The following is a 15,459-nucleotide window of genomic DNA, read 5'->3' on the forward strand; positions in this document are numbered from 1 at the left end:
GGGTGGCACAGGCAGGTGACCCATGGCCGCAAAACCGCTCAAGCAAAAATACCGGACCATCTGGATCTCGGACACGCATCTCGGCACCCGGGGCTGCAAGGCGGCGTTTCTCCACGATTTCCTCAAGCATCACGATTGCGATTTTCTCTACCTCGTGGGCGATATCGTCGATCTTTGGCGCATGCGCCGCAACTGGTACTGGCAGCAAAGCCATAACAATGTCATCCAGGCGATCCTCAAAAAGGCCAAGCACGGCACGAGCGTCATCTATGTCCCGGGCAACCACGACGAGGGCGCGCGTCACTACTGCAACATCGAATTCGGCGAAATTCACTTCATGCTGGAAGCCGTCCACACCACAGCGGACGGCCGCAGGCTCCTCGTCATTCATGGCGACGAGTTCGACGGAATCGTAAAATACGCCAAGTGGCTCGCCGTGCTCGGGGACATGGCCTACAATCTGGCCCTGACGCTGAATCACTGGTTCAACGTGCTGCGCGACCGGTTCGGTTACAAATACTGGTCGCTGTCGGCCTACCTCAAGGACCGGGTCAAGAACGCGGTCGAATATATCAGCCAGTACGAAAACAGCCTGAGCGAGGAAGCCCGGCGGCGGGGTTTCGACGGCGTGGTGTGCGGCCATATCCACCGGGCCGAGATTCGCGACATGGACGGCATTCTGTACTGCAATGACGGGGACTGGGTAGAAAGCTGCACCGCACTCGTCGAGCATTACGATGGCCGGCTTGAGATCATCCAGTGGGTCGAACCGGATTTCGTAAGTGCCGGATTGTCGCCCAAGGAAGTCAGGCGGAAGAAGCGGAAAAAAGACAAGAAGCCCGCGGCGACGAGCGATTCGGGCGATTCGGGCGAGGCGCCGATATCCGGCCCGGAGGAGATTCCTGTCCCCCTGGCACGCCACCATCCCGCACCACTCGGCACGGAGTCCTGATGCGCGTTCTGATTGTCACCGACGCCTGGTTTCCCCAGATCAACGGCGTGGTTCGCACGCTGGACGCTATCGGCCGGGAACTGGAAAAAGCCGGACACACAATCCTCCTCATAACCCCGGACCAGTTTCGCTCCATCCCCTGCCCCACGTATTCGGAAATCCGGCTGTCGCTTCTGCCGGGGCGGAAGATCGCGCGGATCATCGGGTCTTTCGCGCCTGAGGCCATTCACATCGCGACGGAAGGGCCGCTCGGCCTCGCCGCGAGGCGCGTCTGCCGCCGGCGAGATCTGGCCTTCACGACATCCTTCCACACAAAGTTCCCGGAATACGTCCACGCCCGTTTCGGCATTCCAATCCGTCTCAGCTACCGGTTTCTTCACTGGTTCCACAGCACCGCCAGCCAGACCATGGTAGCGACTCCTTCGGTCGGGGAGGAACTCGCCGGTTGGGGGTTCGAGAACCTCGTCCCCTGGACCCGCGGCGTGGATGTGGAAATCTTCCACCCGCGCCCGGAATGCCGCGAGACCGCATTCCTTCCGCTCGAAAGGCCGCTGTTTCTCTATACCGGGCGGGTGGCGGTGGAAAAGAATATCACGGCCTTCCTCGAGCTCGACCTGCCCGGCACCAAGATGGTCGTCGGCGACGGCCCCCAGCTCGAAACACTGCGCCGTGCTTATCCGGACGTCCATTTCGCGGGCGCCAAGCATGGCGAAGAGCTGGCCCGGCACTATGCGGCCGCCAATGTCTTCGTTTTCCCCAGCCTGACCGATACGTTCGGCAATGTCCTTCTCGAGGCGATGGCCTCGGGCGTGCCGGTGGCGGCTTATCCCGTGACCGGCCCGCGCGACGTGCTGGCGGAGCACAGGTCCGACGATCCGGCGCCCGGCATCCTGGACGATGACCTCGGACGGGCGGCACTGGCGGCGCTCGACATCCCGGGCGAGGTGGCCCGCGCCTATGCGCTCCGCTTTACCTGGGCGCGCAGCGCCGCCCAGTTTCTCGCCAATCTGACACCGACCCGGCCGCAATCGGCCGGGGACCACGCCACAGCCGCCGCCTTCTCCTGAAACTTTCAAATCCGCGGATAATCGTGGTATCAGAAGAGCCGTCCGTTCCCACCCTTCCGTCAGGATGGCCAATCCATGATACCCCGTTACAGCCGGCCCCAGATGGCCGATATCTGGGCGCCTGAAAGCAGGTTTCAGATCTGGTTTGAAATCGAGGCCCATGCCTCGGACGCCCAGGCGGAACTGGGGGTCATCCCGAAAGAAGCCGCCCGGGCAGTCTGGGAAAAAGGCCGGTTCGAAGTCGGGCGGATCGACGAGATCGAGCGCAAGACGCACCACGACGTCATCGCCTTCCTCACCAATCTGGCCGAGCATGTCGGGCCGGAAGCCCGATTCGTGCACCAGGGCATGACCTCGTCCGATGTCCTCGATACCTGCCTCGCGGTGCAACTGGTCCGCGCCAGCGACCTGCTGCTGGCCGATCTGGACGCGTTGCTGGATGCGATCGAAGGCCGCGCCTTCGAACACAAGATGACGGTTTGTGTCGGACGCAGCCACGGCATCCATGCCGAGCCCACCACATTCGGCCTCAAGCTGGCGGGGCATTTCGCCGCCTTCGCCCGGGCGCGCCAGCGCCTGGAGGCGGCCCGCGCCGAAATCGCCACATGTGCCCTTTCGGGCGCCGTCGGCACCTTCGCCAATATCGACCCCCATGTCGAAAAACATGTTGCGAAAAAACTGGGCCTGCGGCCCGAGCCGATCTCGACGCAGGTGATCCCGCGCGACCGGCACGCCATGTTTTTTGCGACGCTGGGCGTCATCGCCGGGTCGGTCGAGAATCTCGCGACGGAAATCCGTCACCTTCAGCGCAGCGAGGTACGCGAAGCGGAGGAGTTCTTCGCGCCGGGCCAGAAGGGCTCGAGCGCCATGCCGCACAAACGCAACCCTGTTCTGACCGAAAACCTGACCGGCCTGGCCCGAATCGTGCGATCCGCCGTGGTTCCCGCCATGGAGAACATCGCGCTCTGGCACGAGCGGGATATTTCGCACTCTTCAGTGGAGCGCATGATCGCGCCCGACGCTACGGTCACGCTCGATTTCGCCCTCGCGCGCCTGGCCAATGTCATCGAACGCCTCGTGGTCTACCCGGAGACGATGCGGGCCAATCTCGACCGCCTCGGCGGCCTGGTCTATTCGCAGCGAGTCCTTCTGGCCCTGACCCAGGCGGGCGTCAGCCGGGAGGACGCCTACGAGCTTGTTCAGCGCAACGCCATGACGTGCTGGGAGACGGGGACAGCGTTCGCCGGGCTTCTGAAGCAGGATCCAGATGTGGCGGCCAGGCTTTCGGCTGGCGAGATCGACGCGCTTTTCGATCCCGCCTACCATACCCGTAATGTCGATATGATCTTCGAGCGGGTGTTCGGCCGGGCCTAGCCACCCGCAGCCGGCGGCTACTGAGCCTTTATCTGCTCCACCGCTTCGGCGAAAAACCGGTCCAGCTGCTTGCGCAAGCGCTCTTCCGTCATATCCACAGGCGACTGCTCGAAATCCTTCATGATCTTTTCGATCACATCGTCAACGCCCGGCTTCTCGAAATCGCTTTCAATCACCTCGCGCGCGTAGGCGTCGGCGTCCGCGCCCGACTTTCCCAGAAGTTCCGCCGCCCACAGGCCGAGAAGCTTGTTCCGGCGCTGGACCGCGCGGAAATGCATCTCTTCGTCGTGATGGATCTTGGCCATCTGGCCTTTTTCACGCTCGTTAAAACCGCTCATTTGCTTTCCGCTGCTTGAGTTTTTCGTATCCCGTGCCGGGCCCCGGGACGGGGCGCCGCCGGCAACCTTGGGACGGCCGAATCCGGCACTCGACTCTTGCTGTTATAACGATGCCCCCGCACTATCGAAAGCATCATGTGCACAGTCCTCCTTCTCCGCCGTCCGGGTCATGCCTGGCCAGCCCTGCTGGCCGCCAACCGTGACGAAATGCTGGATCGCCCCTGGTCCTCGCCGGCGCGCCACTGGCCCGAGCGGCCCGAGGTGGTCGCCGGGCGCGACCTTCTGGCCGGCGGCACCTGGCTCGGCGTGAATAATCACGGGCTGGTCGCCTGCATCCTCAACCGCGCGCAATCGCTGGGCCCGGCCCCGAACAAACGCTCCCGGGGCGAGATCGTGCTCGACGCCCTCGATCATGCGGACGCCGCCGCGGCCGCCCAGGCGCTGGCGGCCCTCGAGCCGACTGCCTATCGGACTTTCAATCTGGTCCTCATAGACAACCGCGACGGGTTCTGGCTCCGCAACACAGGCCCCGAGGAAAACGGTATTGAGGTCCGGCGTCTGCCGGACGGATTTTCGATGCTGGCGGAAACCGATCTCAACGATCCCACATCACCCAGAATCGCCCGATACCTGCCGCGCTTTGAAGCAGCTCCCGTGCCCGACCCCGAATCCGGCGATTGGCGAAGCTGGGAACGGCTCATGGCGGATACCGGACATGATCCGGCAGAAGGCCCGGCGGGCGCGCTGTCGATCTTTTTCGAGAACGCGGTCGATGGGCGCGATTTCGGTACGTGCAGTTCAAGCCTGCTGGCCCTGCCCGCGGCCGACCGGCCAAACCGGAGGCCCATCTGGCTCTTTTCGGCCGCCCGCCCCGGCACGGTGCCCTATCGGCCCATCAGCCTGGCCTGAAAAAAAGCCCGCCGGCGCAATGGCCGGCGGGCTCGGTGTTCCGACCGTCCCCCCGGGGAGGGACCGGCGGCGGGCTTATCGGCCCGCCTGTTCCAGAACCGCGACAGAAACATCCTCTTCCGCGAGGGCCAGGTCATTCACGCTGCGATTCTCGATATCGGCCGCGTAAATGGTCCCGTGCATGCGCTGGAAGTCATAGATGTTGTCGGACTGCACGATGAGCCAGATTTCCGGCTTGCCTTCCGAGGTGACATACCCATCCGTTGACGGCACCGGGGCGAAAGACTGCATCTGCCATTTCCAGAATTCACCTTTTTTATCGAACGTCTCGGTGGCGTAGTAGTTGTAGTTCACCGTGTCGAAATAGGCGAGTTTCCGGCCGTAGGGATGTTCGATCGGCGTTAGCGCGTCGACGACGTAGACCTCCCGCGGAATCCACTTGATCACCGGATTCCAGTAGGGCGCGGTCTTGACGTCATGTAGCGGCATCTGCGCGCCCAGGGTGTCCCCCTCTGGCGCATAGCCCCGCATCTGGCGCACCTGGCCCTCGCTGGCGCCGTCGGGCCAGGTCATGGCGAGGATCCGGCGCGTGCCAACAACCTTGAAGCCCTCGTACCAGGCCGGCAGGGCATTGAACTCGATGTCGTCGCGCAGGAAGTCAGTGCCGCCAATGGCGTCCAGCCAGGCGCCGCCCGACAGCCGGCGAATCCGGCGGACGGTGCGGACATAGGCCCAGATGGCGTCGAACCGGTCCTCGTTCCACCGGATGGTCAGCGTGCCGAGCCCCCGGATATCCAGGGGAGTGCGGGCGAACAGAAGCTCCTTGTACAGGATCGGCGGATCGACCTGCGGGACCTCATCGGTAATCCGGCCAGCCCCGTACCAGCGCGTGTAATGCCAGCGCTGCAGGCGGGAACTCCCGCTTTCACCGTCGATCAGGACGAGAATATCGGTCCCGTCACTCCCGTCGCCGTTACGCGGGCGTCCGTGAATGTGGTTCCAGACCACTTTGGCGCCGGCCTGGGGATCGTTCAGGTCGACATCGGGAAAGGGGATGCCGGCGCGGTAATTCTCAAGCATCAGATTGTCCTTGAGCCGGGCCTGTCCCGCATATTTTTCGGTCGCTTCCGTGATTCGCTCTGGAAACGGCAGTTTATCCTGCGGCGTGCCCAGCGGGATGGTCAGGCCCTGGTTGCGAACCAGCCATTGCATCCGTTCCGGCAACATATCCGCCACCCTCGTCCCGTCGAAAGTGGATTCCAGCGCCTGATCCAGGTTGCCGGAATTGATGACATAGCCGGGCGTCAATTCCGCCGCTGATGCGCCGGTGGCGAGCAACGACGCCGCCAGGAGACCGGCACCGCCGACTACTGAGCTCCGTCGAAATGCTCTCAGGAAATTCTTGTGGTTAAAACTGATCGTCATGCTTTCGCTCCTCTGCCCCCGTTTGTTCCCGCCACCTTTCGGCAGCCGGATCCACCTTGTCATCCAAGGCCGGGATCCGGTCTGGCGGCAGGGGACACTGCCCGCCAGACGTGTTTCGGCCCGGGCCGGCCCTTGCTGGCCTGATCGGCCTCGTTGTGTCGACCGGCCTTCGGGCATATTGCTGTGTCAGTTCGCCTCTGCCGGTTGGCCCGACAGGGTAGCGCGGATGCGCCGACGGCGCAGGCCTCCTCCTCTTATGGCTCGCTTCCGGCACCGCCAGGACTTTACTTGTGAATTTATGCCATAAACTCGGCCGCCCGCCCGCAACAAAATTGGCTGCCGTTCCTGACAGATTCGTGAGCGGTCGCCCGCGCCCCGCGGACGCTGTCCCTTGTCGGGCCTTTCTCCGGCCTTTCTCCGGCCTTTCTCCGGCACCGGGGCCGGGCGGACCGGTATTTCCCAGATATTTGATATTAAAGGGAAAAATCATACCTTGCGCCAGACGATTCTGCGGCGGGAGACAACGCGGCCCCGTTGTTTTGCGGCCCAGCAGTTGCTATATCATGCGCCTGTCCGGCCGGGCCCGTGTACCGGTCCCTATCGCTGGTTTTCGGCGCCGACGCCCTGGCACCGGAGTTTTTCGAGGATTGCCCCAGGTATGGCGAGGCGCAAGCGCATCTACGAAGGAAAGGCCAAGGTCCTTTTCGAGGGACCGGAACCCGGCACGATCGTTCAGTATTTCAAGGACGACGCCACGGCCTTCAACAACCAGAAGCACGCCATTGTCGATGGCAAGGGGGTCCTGAACAACCGGATTTCCGAGTACCTGATGCTACGCCTTCAGGACGTGGGGATTCCCACCCACTTCATGCGCCGCCTCAACATGCGCGAGCAGCTCGTCCGCGAAGTGGAGATCATCCCGATCGAAGTGGTCATCCGCAACGTGGCGGCTGGCTCCCTCAGCAAGCGGTTCGGAATCGAGGAAGGCACCGTCCTGCCCCGCTCGATCGTCGAGTACTATTACAAGAACGACGAGCTGGGCGATCCGCTCATCGCGGAGGAACACATCACCGCCTTCGGCTGGGCCGGCCCGCAGGACCTCGACGAGATCATGTCCATGTCGCTCCGGGTCAACGACCTGCTGTCGGGGCTTTTCTTTGCCGTTGGACTGCGCCTTGTGGATTTCAAGCTCGAATTCGGCCGGTTGTGGAACGGCGATGAAATGCGGATTGTCGTCGCGGACGAGATCAGCCCCGACAATTGCCGGCTATGGGACATGCAGACCAACGAGAAGATGGACAAGGACCGATTCCGCCGCGATCTGGGGGGCGTTGCGGAGGCCTATCAGGAGGTCGCCCGGCGGCTCGGCATCCTGCCGGAAAGTGCGGCATGAAGGCCCGTATCCGGATCACGCTCAAGAGCGGCGTGCTCGACCCCCAGGGCAGCGAGATCGGCCACGCGCTGAGCCGCATGGGGTTCGAGGGGGTCGAAAACGTACGCCAGGGCAAATTCATCGAGCTGGACGTGGCGGCCGGATCGACCGAGGCGGCGCGGCAGCAGGTCGAGGCCATGTGCAAGCGGCTTCTCGCCAATCCCGTGATCGAGACCTACGACATCGAGATCGCATGAAAGCGGCGGTGATCGTCTTTCCCGGTTCAAATTGCGATCGGGACGTGCAGGTGGCGCTGCGGGCCAGCATGGGCCGCGAGCCGGCCATGGTCTGGCACGGCGACAGGACGGTGCCCGAGGTCGACCTGATCGTCGTGCCGGGCGGGTTTTCCTACGGCGATTACCTGCGCTGCGGGGCCATGGCGGCCCATTCGCCGGTGATGCAGGAGGTGGGGCGGCGCGCGCAGGCGGGTGTGGCCGTGCTCGGCATCTGCAACGGCTTTCAGGTCCTGACCGAGGCCGGGCTCCTGCCCGGCGTGCTGCTCGCCAATGCGAACCTCAAATTCATCTGCCGCGATGTACACGTGCGCGTCGAGGATACTGGCGGTGTCTTCACTGCGGGACTGAAGCGGGGAGAGGCCCTCCGCATGCCGATCGCCCATCATGGCGGCAACTATTATGCCGATGACAATACGCTGCGCACGCTCGAGGGCGAGGGTCGTATCGCCTTCCGCTACAGCACGCCTTCAGGCGAAGTGACGGCGGCGGCCAACCCGAATGGCTCGTTCGGCAATATCGCCGGCATCTATAACGAGCGGCGCAATATACTGGGCCTCATGCCGCACCCCGAGCGGCTCGCCGAGCCGGCGTTGGGGGGAACCGATGGCAAGCGAATGCTGGACGGCCTCGTGGCGGCGCTGTCGTGACCGGTGACAGGCGATGACGGGGACCGTTACGAGCGCTGAAGTCACGCCCGAAATTGGGGCGGAGCACGGGTTGAGCCACGACGAATATGCGGAAATGCTCCGCATCATGGGGCGCACCCCGAATCTCGTCGAGCTTGGCATTTTTTCCGTCATGTGGAGCGAGCACTGCTCCTACAAGTCATCGAAGAAATGGCTCAAGACGCTCCCGACGGAGGCTCCCTGGGTCATTTGCGGACCCGGCGAGAACGCGGGCGTCATCGATATCGGCGACGGTCAGGCGGCCATTTTCAAGATGGAATCCCACAATCACCCCTCCTTCATCGAGCCCTTTCAGGGCGCGGCGACGGGGGTGGGCGGCATCCTGCGTGACGTCTTCACCATGGGCGCCCGGCCGGTGGCCAACATGAACGCGCTCCGTTTCGGCGATGCGGGCGATGCCCGGACCCGCTATCTCGTCAACGGCGTGGTGGGCGGCATCGGCTTTTACGGCAACTGTATCGGCGTGCCAACGATCGGCGGGGAATGCGAGTTTCATCGTGCCTATAACGGCAACAATCTGGTCAATGCCATGACCGTGGGTGTTGCCGATCGTGACCGGATCTTCTATTCCGCCGCCGCCGGACCGGGCAATCCGCTCGTTTATGTCGGCGCCAAAACGGGGCGGGACGGGATCCATGGCGCGACCATGGCCTCGGCCGAGTTCGACGACGAATCGGACGAAAAGCGCCCCACGGTCCAGGTGGGCGACCCGTTTACCGAAAAGCTGTTGCTGGAGGCGTGTCTGGAACTGATGGCCACCGACGCCATCGTCGCCATTCAGGATATGGGCGCTGCCGGCTTGACCTCCTCTTCCTTCGAGATGGCCTCCAAGGGCGATCTTGGCGTGGAGCTCGATCTCGACCGCGTTCCCGTTCGTGAGACCGGCATGACGGCCTATGAAATCATGCTGTCTGAAAGCCAGGAACGCATGCTGATGGTACTCAAACCGGGCAAGGAGGACCTCGCCCGCCGGATCTTCCGGAAATGGGAACTGGACCTCGCCGTGATCGGCCATCTGACCGAGACCGGACGCATGGTGATCCGCAAGGATGGCAGGATCGCGGCCGATCTGCCGATCCAGCCTCTTGCCGCCGCCTCGCCCGAATATGATCGCCCGTGGGAGGAAACGCCCGCTCAGGACGAAATCGCGGCCGACTCAATCGCGCCGCCGGAGGATCCCGGGGACGTCCTGCTCAGGCTTGTGGGCGGCCCGCACCTTTCCAGCCGGCGCTGGATCTGGGAACAGTACGATCATATGGTGGGGGCCGACACGATCGGCCGGCCGGGCGGCGACGCGGGCGTGGTTCGGGTGCACGGCACCAACAAGGCACTCGCGATCACGACCGACTGCACGCCACGCTACTGCCAGGCCGACCCGCGCCTCGGCGGCGCGCAGGCAGTAGCCGAAACCTGGCGCAACCTGACCGCCGTCGGCGCCACGCCGCTTGCAATCACCGATAACATGAATTTCGGCAATCCCGAAAAGCCACGCATCATGGGTCAGTTCAAGGGATGCATCGACGGCATCCGCGAAGCCTGCGAAGCGCTCGAGTACCCCGTCGTTTCGGGCAATGTCTCGTTCTACAATGAGACCAACGGCGAGGCGATCCTCCCCACGCCGGCGATCGGCGGCGTGGGACTCCTCCCCGATCTGAGCAGACGGGTGGGCGCGGCATACGGGGCGGACGAGACCCTCGTGCTCGTTGGCGAGACGAAGGGACATCTCGGACAAAGCCTGTATCTGCGCGACATCCTGGGCCGCGAGGAGGGTGCACCGCCGCCCGTCGACCTGTCGGCAGAAAAAAGGAACGGCGATTTCGTTCGCGCCGCCATCACGGACGGGCTCGTGACCGCGTGCCACGACCTCTCGGATGGCGGCTTCTTGTGCGCCCTGGCCGACATGGCCATCGCCGCCCGGCTCGGTGCGCGCATCGAACTGGCCAATTCGAACGTGCCGTTGGTCGCGCGGTTCTTTGGTGAGGACCAGGGGCGCTATCTGGTATCGGTAAAGACCACAGAGCCTTTAATGGCTTTGGCGAAAAAAGCAAAAGTCCCGGTTGAAATTGTCGGCCGGACGGGCGGGGCGACGTTGACACTCCCCGATCAATGCACCATATCCATAGACAGGCTGATCGAGGCGTTCGAGACCTGGTTTCCCGCTTACATGAGCGGCAGCTAGGCCCACGGCCTCGCCCATCACCGGAGTCTGCCATGGCCATGGACATCGCCCAGCTGGAGCGACTGATCCGCGAGAACATCCCCGACGCCGAAGTCCAGATACAGGACCTCAAGGGCGACGGCGACCATTACGCGGCGCTGGTTGTCTCGCCCGTCTTCAAGGGCAAGAGCCGGGTACAACAGCACCAGATGGTCTACCAGGCGCTCCAGGGAAAAATGGGAAGCGAACTCCATGCGCTGGCCCTGCAAACTGCCGCGCCCGAAACGGCCTGAACTGAGGGTCGGGGCCGGCGCGCCCAGAAGGAAAGGAAGAGAATCTCCATGACGCTGACGGTTCCCGAGTCGATCCAGAACGAAATCGCCGAGAACGACGTTGTGCTCTTCATGAAGGGCAACCCCGTCTTCCCCCAGTGCGGTTTTTCGGCGGCGGTCGTACAGATCCTGACAGTGCTGGGCGTCAAGTTTAAGGGCGTCGATGTGCTGGCCAATGATGAACTGCGCCAGGGTATCAAGGAATTCAGTACCTGGCCCACTATTCCCCAACTTTACGTCAAGGGCGAATTCGTCGGCGGATGCGACATCATCCGCGAAATGTTTGAAACGGGCGAGCTGACCGAGCTTCTGACCACACGGGGCGTTGCGGTCGAACTCCAGTAACCGGGCAGCGTCGGCGGTTCGCGTGCCGCGCACCCCTTCCTTGCTTCTATCGGATGGCGATCCACATCATCGCGACAGCGATGACAAGGAACGTCACGCCCATCGCGCTCTCCATCACACGCCTGGAGACACGCCCCTGTAGCCGGGGAGCCACCTGCCCGCCCAGGAGGACGCCCGGAATCGTATAGCAGACGAGATCCCACGGCACGGCCGCCGCACCCCCCCGGAGGGCCAGTGCCGTCATCTGCGTGATCGAGGCAGCGAGAAGAACCAGAATAACGATCACGACCGAAGTGGCCGCGGCGACCGGAAACGGGACGCGGTTCGCGCGCAGCAATTGCGGCATCACAACCTCGCCGATCCCGGTCGACAGTAACCCGGTGAGAAAACCGCCCAGCGCGGTGGCGTAGGCTCCCCGCCCCTGGCGCGGCACCGGGAAAGTGTAGACCGTGCCATCGCGCGACACGATGCGCCGGGTATCACGAAGCCGGCCTGCCGCCGCGCCCGAGCCGGCCAGCGCCTCGATTTCCTCCACGACGGGCTTTCGGTGGCGCAACATGACGATCGCGAGCACCACCATGAGGAGCGCATACCCGCCTCGCAACGCGTCGGAGTTCAGGAATTGCGCGGCGACGGCGCCGGCGATGGCCAGCGGCACTCCGACCCAGACGAAGGGTGGCACCGCCCGGAAATCGATCAGCCCACGCCGGACATATCCGAGAAAGCCGGAGAAGAAACCGAAGGTCGCCGTCAGCAGCGAAGCCCCGATCGCCGCCGCCGCGCTTTCGAGCGGATAGGCGGGCCCCAGAAGCGGAAAGACGACGAGAAAAATCGGGGTGAAGAGGGCCGATCCGCCGATGCCGGTCAGCATCGCCAGGTTCGCGATGATGAAGGCGACCGGCAGCATGAACCAGTAGAGCGTGAAATCCATCGCTGCCCGGTCCGATCGCAGCCGTACTCAGTCGGGACGCACGGCGGCGAAGCGGGCGAAATCCCTCTCCACCGCCTTCGGGTCCGCCCGCAGCCTGACGACCCCGGCGGAAGACCAGTCATCGGGAAAGATATCCTCTTCGCCCGCCTCGAATCCCTCGATGATGCGGTCGGCCACCGCCGTCGGCGAGGCCGGCGCGAAGTCCGGCGCACCGGCAATCACGGTTGTGTCCACGGGGCCGGGAAACGCCTCGACCACCGGAATCCCCTGCGGCGCGAGTTCCGCCCGAAGCGCCTGGGTGAAAGCGTGCAGCGCCGCCTTGGAGGCGCTGTAACTGCCAGCCGCCGGCAACGTCGCGAGCCCGGCGAAGGCGCCCACATTGATGATGCCCCCTCCCGTCTCGCGCAGGATCGGCGCGAAGGCCTGGCAGGTATGGACTGGCCCCCAGTAATTCACCACCATCTCGCGCCGTGCCGCGTCGGGATCCGGCAGGGCCAGCGCCCCCTGCCAGCGGCAATAACCGGCATTGTTGATCAACAGGCCGAGATTGGTTGCCTTCGAGGCGAGTTCGTCGACCTGCGCGCGGTCGCCGACATCCAGTGGCACACGGTTGATCCGGATTTCGCCGCCTGCGTCGATGTCGGAGAAATCCGCCCTGGCGAGCGCTTCGGGCAGGTCGGCCGCATGCACGCGGGCGGCACCAAGCTCGATCACCGCGCGGATCAGTTCCGTTCCGATCGCGCCGGCGGCCCCCGTCACCAGGACCACTTTTCCCGCTACTTTCATCGTGTTTCCCTATCCAACAGGGGCAGAAACGGCCCGTCGGACTCTGGCCGACTGCGGGCGACAGGCCCGCCTAGGAGGCGAAAAATTCCTCGGTCAACTGGCGCTCCACATCCTTGGGATCAGCGAAGTTGTTCTCCACGATCTCCCGCGCGAGCCGGGGCACGATATATTCCACATCGTCCTCGATCCCATCGAACACGGTGGCCGCCAGCTCCGCGGGAGGCAGTTTCTCGCCGCTCAAATCCTTGATCATCCGCGTGTCGACCGGACCCGGATAGACCGAGACGACAAGCGTGCCCTGCCCCGCCAGCTCGCCGCGCAACGACTGGGTCATGGAATGCTCCGCCGCCTTGGAGACGCAATAAGTGGTCGCAAACGGAAACGTCATGAGGGCCGCGATGGACAGGATATTGACCAGCGCACCGCCACCATTGGCCTCAAGAACCGGGGCGAATGCCCGCGACATGGCCAACGACCCCCAGTAATTGACCGCCATCTCCTGTTCGAGACCTTCCCGCGCCCCGTCCTCAAAACTGTTTTTCCATTGAACGACCCCGGCATTATTGATCAACAGGTTGACGTCCCCACATTCCGCGGCGGCAGCCTTGACATCCTGTTCCGACGTCACGTCGATCCGAACCGGCACGACCCGGTCGCGGGCCTCGATCTCCTCCAGGCGGCGACCGGCCGCATAAACCTTCTTCGCGCCGCGCGCCAGCAACTCGTCAACGAAGGCTTTGCCGATCCCCCGATTGGCGCCGGTTACCAGCGCCACACAGTTGTCAATCTTCATGGCTGTCCTCTCCCGTGCCGGATCCTGCCACCCCTGATCAGGGAAGCGCTTTCGCCAGGTCCTTTTCGACGCCCTTGGGGTCGGCCCTGAGCCCAGCCTCGATCTCGATGGCGTTCTCGCACACGACCACGTCCTCTTCCCCGACCTCGACGCCATCCAGAACGGTGCCCGCCACTTCGGCCGGGGGCGTCTTGGGCGCATCTATGGCTTCTGCCATTCGGGTATCGGTCAGCCCGGGGAAGACGGACATGACCAGGACGTTATCCCGCGACAACTCGGCCCGGATGCCGCGCGTCAAGGCCCATAGTGCCGCCTTGCTTGCCGAATAAGGGCCGATCATGGGCATGGCGACCTTGCCCACGATCGAGGAGATATTCACGATGCCGGCGGGTGCGTTGCGCCGCAGGACGGGCGCGAAGGCCCGGCACATATCCCAGGTCCCCCACAGGTTGACGTCCATCTCATTCTTGTGATGGGCCTCGTCATAGCCGGTAATATAGCCTTGGGTGTAAAGCACGCCCGCGTTGTTGATCAGCAGGTTGACGTCATCGCACTGCGCCGCCGCCGCGCTGATCTGCGCCTGATCGGTGATATCGAGCCCGATTTTCTCGACCCGTTGGTCGGTGAAATCAAGCTGGTCGGGATGACGCGCGGCGGCATAAACCCTGGCCGCGCCCCGTGCCAGGAGCACCTCGACAAAAGCGTGTCCGATGCCGCGATTGGCCCCCGTCACGAGGGCGACCGACCCCTCGATCTTCATGCTTCTCTCCCTGGCTAGGTGCGCGCGAACGGACCGGCTGGCCCGTTCTCGTGACGTCATTCTAACGAAGAGCCCCTCGCCTTGCTACCGGTGCTCGAACCCGGAGCACAGACGCCTGAACACTGACCGAATGCCCAAAATGAAAGCCGCCCCGTATGGGGCGGCTTTCCGGATCTTCCCCCCGAAAGATCCGCGCGCCATCACCGTCAGACGGGCGGCGCGTAAAAATCGAACGCCTAGCGCGAATAGTACTCGATCACCAGATTCGGCTCCATCTGGACCGGGTAGGGCACTTCCTCTATGTCGGGGATCCGGACATATGTTCCGGTCATCTTGTCGTAATCGACCTGAACATATTCCGGCACGTCGCGCTCGGCCGAGCCGACCGCCTCGAGCAGGACCGGGTTTTCCTTCATTTTCGCCGTAATCTCGATGACATCGTTGGGAGAGACGGCGTAGGACGGAATCGTGACCCGCTGGCCGTTCACTTTCACGTGCCCGTGGCTGACGAACTGCCGCGCGGAAAACACCGTGGGCACGAATTTCATCCGATAGATCACGGCGTCCAGGCGTGCTTCCAGAAGCTGGATGAGACGCAGGCCCGTATCCCCACGAAGGCGTTCGGCCCTGGCGAAATACCGGCGGAACTGTTTTTCCGTGATATTGCCGTAATAGCCCTTCAGCTTCTGCTTCGCCATGAGCTGAAGGCCGAAGTCCGAAGGCTTCCGGCGACGGGCCTGGCCGTGCTGGCCGGGGCCATACTCGCGGCGATTGAAGGAGCTCTTCGGCCGGCCCCAGAGATTGACACCGAGACGGCGGTTGATCTTGTACTTTGACTGTTGCCGTTTCGACATCGGCTGGCTCATCGCCTTTCATGAGAGTGCCCGGCCGGAACGCGCCTTGCCGCCGGGCGAAAACAAAGGCGCGTAATACCC

17 protein-coding genes are annotated in these 15,459 nt (G+C 63.6%); 10 read left to right on the forward strand and 7 right to left on the reverse strand.

The window, feature by feature from the left end; translation table 11 throughout:
* The first annotated feature begins 22 nt into the window (after nucleotides 1-22).
* The 3 genes from RLQ26_02535 (at nucleotide 23) to purB (ending at nucleotide 3,393) form a co-directional block, all read left to right on the forward strand.
* Complete coding sequence (locus RLQ26_02535; protein ID MEQ9087601.1) at nucleotides 23-952, forward strand: UDP-2,3-diacylglucosamine diphosphatase; 930 nt, start codon at nucleotides 23-25, stop codon at nucleotides 950-952.
* The gene (locus tag RLQ26_02540; GenBank protein MEQ9087602.1) at nucleotides 952-2,019 is read left to right on the forward strand and encodes a glycosyltransferase family 1 protein; all 1,068 of its coding nucleotides are present in this window, start codon (nucleotides 952-954) and stop codon (nucleotides 2,017-2,019) included. Before RLQ26_02535 ends, RLQ26_02540 begins: the two co-directional genes overlap by 1 nt.
* A gap of 75 nt (nucleotides 2,020-2,094) precedes the next feature.
* The gene (gene purB, locus RLQ26_02545; GenBank protein ID MEQ9087603.1) at nucleotides 2,095-3,393 is read left to right on the forward strand and encodes an adenylosuccinate lyase; all 1,299 of its coding nucleotides are present in this window, start codon (nucleotides 2,095-2,097) and stop codon (nucleotides 3,391-3,393) included.
* A gap of 17 nt (nucleotides 3,394-3,410) precedes the next feature.
* On the opposite strand, the gene RLQ26_02550 is transcribed toward purB, so the two are convergent.
* Nucleotides 3,411-3,731 (reverse strand): DUF1476 domain-containing protein, encoded by a 321-nt coding sequence (locus tag RLQ26_02550; GenBank protein ID MEQ9087604.1) that lies wholly within the window; start codon nucleotides 3,729-3,731, stop codon nucleotides 3,411-3,413.
* Nucleotides 3,732-3,866: 135 nt separating this feature from the next.
* Here RLQ26_02550 and RLQ26_02555 point away from each other — a divergent pair, with 135 nt between their 5' ends.
* Nucleotides 3,867-4,640, forward strand: a complete 774-nt coding sequence (locus RLQ26_02555; protein ID MEQ9087605.1) for an NRDE family protein — start codon at nucleotides 3,867-3,869, stop codon at nucleotides 4,638-4,640.
* 75 nt (nucleotides 4,641-4,715) lie between these two features.
* Here the strand turns inward: RLQ26_02555 and RLQ26_02560 are convergent, their stop codons facing one another.
* Nucleotides 4,716-6,065, reverse strand: a complete 1,350-nt coding sequence (locus RLQ26_02560; protein MEQ9087606.1) for a DUF1329 domain-containing protein — start codon at nucleotides 6,063-6,065, stop codon at nucleotides 4,716-4,718.
* A gap of 658 nt (nucleotides 6,066-6,723) precedes the next feature.
* Between RLQ26_02560 and RLQ26_02565 the strand changes: the two genes are divergently transcribed.
* From RLQ26_02565 to grxD, 6 genes are read left to right on the forward strand one after another with little or no spacing between them, the layout of a single operon-like run.
* Nucleotides 6,724-7,458: a phosphoribosylaminoimidazolesuccinocarboxamide synthase gene (locus RLQ26_02565; protein ID MEQ9087607.1), complete on the forward strand. Its 735-nt coding sequence runs from the start codon at nucleotides 6,724-6,726 to the stop codon at nucleotides 7,456-7,458.
* On the forward strand, nucleotides 7,455-7,694 hold the full coding sequence (gene purS, locus RLQ26_02570; GenBank protein ID MEQ9087608.1) for a phosphoribosylformylglycinamidine synthase subunit PurS: 240 nt from the start codon (nucleotides 7,455-7,457) through the stop codon (nucleotides 7,692-7,694). The genes RLQ26_02565 and purS overlap by 4 nt, the downstream gene beginning before the upstream one ends.
* Nucleotides 7,691-8,380, forward strand: a complete 690-nt coding sequence (purQ, locus tag RLQ26_02575; protein MEQ9087609.1) for a phosphoribosylformylglycinamidine synthase subunit PurQ — start codon at nucleotides 7,691-7,693, stop codon at nucleotides 8,378-8,380. Before purS ends, purQ begins: the two co-directional genes overlap by 4 nt.
* A 13-nt stretch (nucleotides 8,381-8,393) precedes the next feature.
* Nucleotides 8,394-10,598: a phosphoribosylformylglycinamidine synthase subunit PurL gene (gene purL, locus RLQ26_02580; GenBank protein MEQ9087610.1), complete on the forward strand. Its 2,205-nt coding sequence runs from the start codon at nucleotides 8,394-8,396 to the stop codon at nucleotides 10,596-10,598.
* A gap of 32 nt (nucleotides 10,599-10,630) precedes the next feature.
* Nucleotides 10,631-10,870, forward strand: a complete 240-nt coding sequence (locus tag RLQ26_02585; protein MEQ9087611.1) for a BolA family transcriptional regulator — start codon at nucleotides 10,631-10,633, stop codon at nucleotides 10,868-10,870.
* 48 nt (nucleotides 10,871-10,918) lie between these two features.
* Nucleotides 10,919-11,254 carry a Grx4 family monothiol glutaredoxin gene (gene grxD / locus RLQ26_02590; GenBank protein MEQ9087612.1) on the forward strand — a complete coding sequence of 112 codons (336 nt, stop codon included), beginning with the start codon at nucleotides 10,919-10,921 and terminating at the stop codon, nucleotides 11,252-11,254.
* Between the two features lie 46 nt (nucleotides 11,255-11,300).
* Here grxD and RLQ26_02595 read toward each other — a convergent pair whose 3' ends face one another.
* From RLQ26_02595 to rpsD, 5 genes are all read right to left on the reverse strand, one after another.
* Nucleotides 11,301-12,185 (reverse strand): sulfite exporter TauE/SafE family protein, encoded by an 885-nt coding sequence (locus tag RLQ26_02595; GenBank protein ID MEQ9087613.1) that lies wholly within the window; start codon nucleotides 12,183-12,185, stop codon nucleotides 11,301-11,303.
* 27 nt (nucleotides 12,186-12,212) lie between these two features.
* The gene (locus RLQ26_02600) at nucleotides 12,213-12,971 is read right to left on the reverse strand and encodes an SDR family NAD(P)-dependent oxidoreductase (GenBank protein MEQ9087614.1); all 759 of its coding nucleotides are present in this window, start codon (nucleotides 12,969-12,971) and stop codon (nucleotides 12,213-12,215) included.
* A 70-nt stretch (nucleotides 12,972-13,041) separates the two neighbouring features.
* A complete protein-coding gene (locus tag RLQ26_02605; protein ID MEQ9087615.1) occupies nucleotides 13,042-13,764 on the reverse strand; it encodes an SDR family oxidoreductase in 723 nt (240 codons plus the stop codon).
* Between the two features lie 37 nt (nucleotides 13,765-13,801).
* A complete protein-coding gene (locus tag RLQ26_02610) occupies nucleotides 13,802-14,524 on the reverse strand; it encodes an SDR family oxidoreductase (GenBank protein ID MEQ9087616.1) in 723 nt (240 codons plus the stop codon).
* Between the two features lie 236 nt (nucleotides 14,525-14,760).
* Complete coding sequence (rpsD, locus tag RLQ26_02615; GenBank protein ID MEQ9087617.1) at nucleotides 14,761-15,378, reverse strand: 30S ribosomal protein S4; 618 nt, start codon at nucleotides 15,376-15,378, stop codon at nucleotides 14,761-14,763.
* Between the last annotated feature and the right edge of the window lie 81 nt (nucleotides 15,379-15,459).

This window comes from Alphaproteobacteria bacterium, assembly GCA_040220875.1.
Taxonomy (GTDB): Bacteria; Pseudomonadota; Alphaproteobacteria; order JAVJVX01; family JAVJVX01; genus JAVJVX01.

Bases quoted from the DNA above. Each gene is read 5' to 3' on its own strand.
- RLQ26_02550 (MEQ9087604.1), bottom strand. From the start codon at position 3,731: ATGAGCGGTTTTAACGAGCGTGAAAAAGGCCAGATGGCCAAGATCCAT.
- RLQ26_02600 (MEQ9087614.1), bottom strand. From the start codon at position 12,971: ATGAAAGTAGCGGGAAAAGTGGTCCTGGTGACGGGGGCCGCCGGCGCG.
- purL (MEQ9087610.1), top strand. From the start codon at position 8,394: ATGACGGGGACCGTTACGAGCGCTGAAGTCACGCCCGAAATTGGGGCG.
- RLQ26_02540 (MEQ9087602.1), top strand. From the start codon at position 952: ATGCGCGTTCTGATTGTCACCGACGCCTGGTTTCCCCAGATCAACGGC.
- RLQ26_02560 (MEQ9087606.1), bottom strand. From the start codon at position 6,065: ATGACGATCAGTTTTAACCACAAGAATTTCCTGAGAGCATTTCGACGG.
- RLQ26_02565 (MEQ9087607.1), top strand. From the start codon at position 6,724: ATGGCGAGGCGCAAGCGCATCTACGAAGGAAAGGCCAAGGTCCTTTTC.
- RLQ26_02555 (MEQ9087605.1), top strand. From the start codon at position 3,867: ATGTGCACAGTCCTCCTTCTCCGCCGTCCGGGTCATGCCTGGCCAGCC.
- grxD (MEQ9087612.1), top strand. From the start codon at position 10,919: ATGACGCTGACGGTTCCCGAGTCGATCCAGAACGAAATCGCCGAGAAC.
- purS (MEQ9087608.1), top strand. From the start codon at position 7,455: ATGAAGGCCCGTATCCGGATCACGCTCAAGAGCGGCGTGCTCGACCCC.
- RLQ26_02605 (MEQ9087615.1), bottom strand. From the start codon at position 13,764: ATGAAGATTGACAACTGTGTGGCGCTGGTAACCGGCGCCAATCGGGGG.
- RLQ26_02595 (MEQ9087613.1), bottom strand. From the start codon at position 12,185: ATGGATTTCACGCTCTACTGGTTCATGCTGCCGGTCGCCTTCATCATC.
- rpsD (MEQ9087617.1), bottom strand. From the start codon at position 15,378: ATGTCGAAACGGCAACAGTCAAAGTACAAGATCAACCGCCGTCTCGGT.
- RLQ26_02535 (MEQ9087601.1), top strand. From the start codon at position 23: ATGGCCGCAAAACCGCTCAAGCAAAAATACCGGACCATCTGGATCTCG.
- purB (MEQ9087603.1), top strand. From the start codon at position 2,095: ATGATACCCCGTTACAGCCGGCCCCAGATGGCCGATATCTGGGCGCCT.
- RLQ26_02610 (MEQ9087616.1), bottom strand. From the start codon at position 14,524: ATGAAGATCGAGGGGTCGGTCGCCCTCGTGACGGGGGCCAATCGCGGC.
- purQ (MEQ9087609.1), top strand. From the start codon at position 7,691: ATGAAAGCGGCGGTGATCGTCTTTCCCGGTTCAAATTGCGATCGGGAC.
- RLQ26_02585 (MEQ9087611.1), top strand. From the start codon at position 10,631: ATGGCCATGGACATCGCCCAGCTGGAGCGACTGATCCGCGAGAACATC.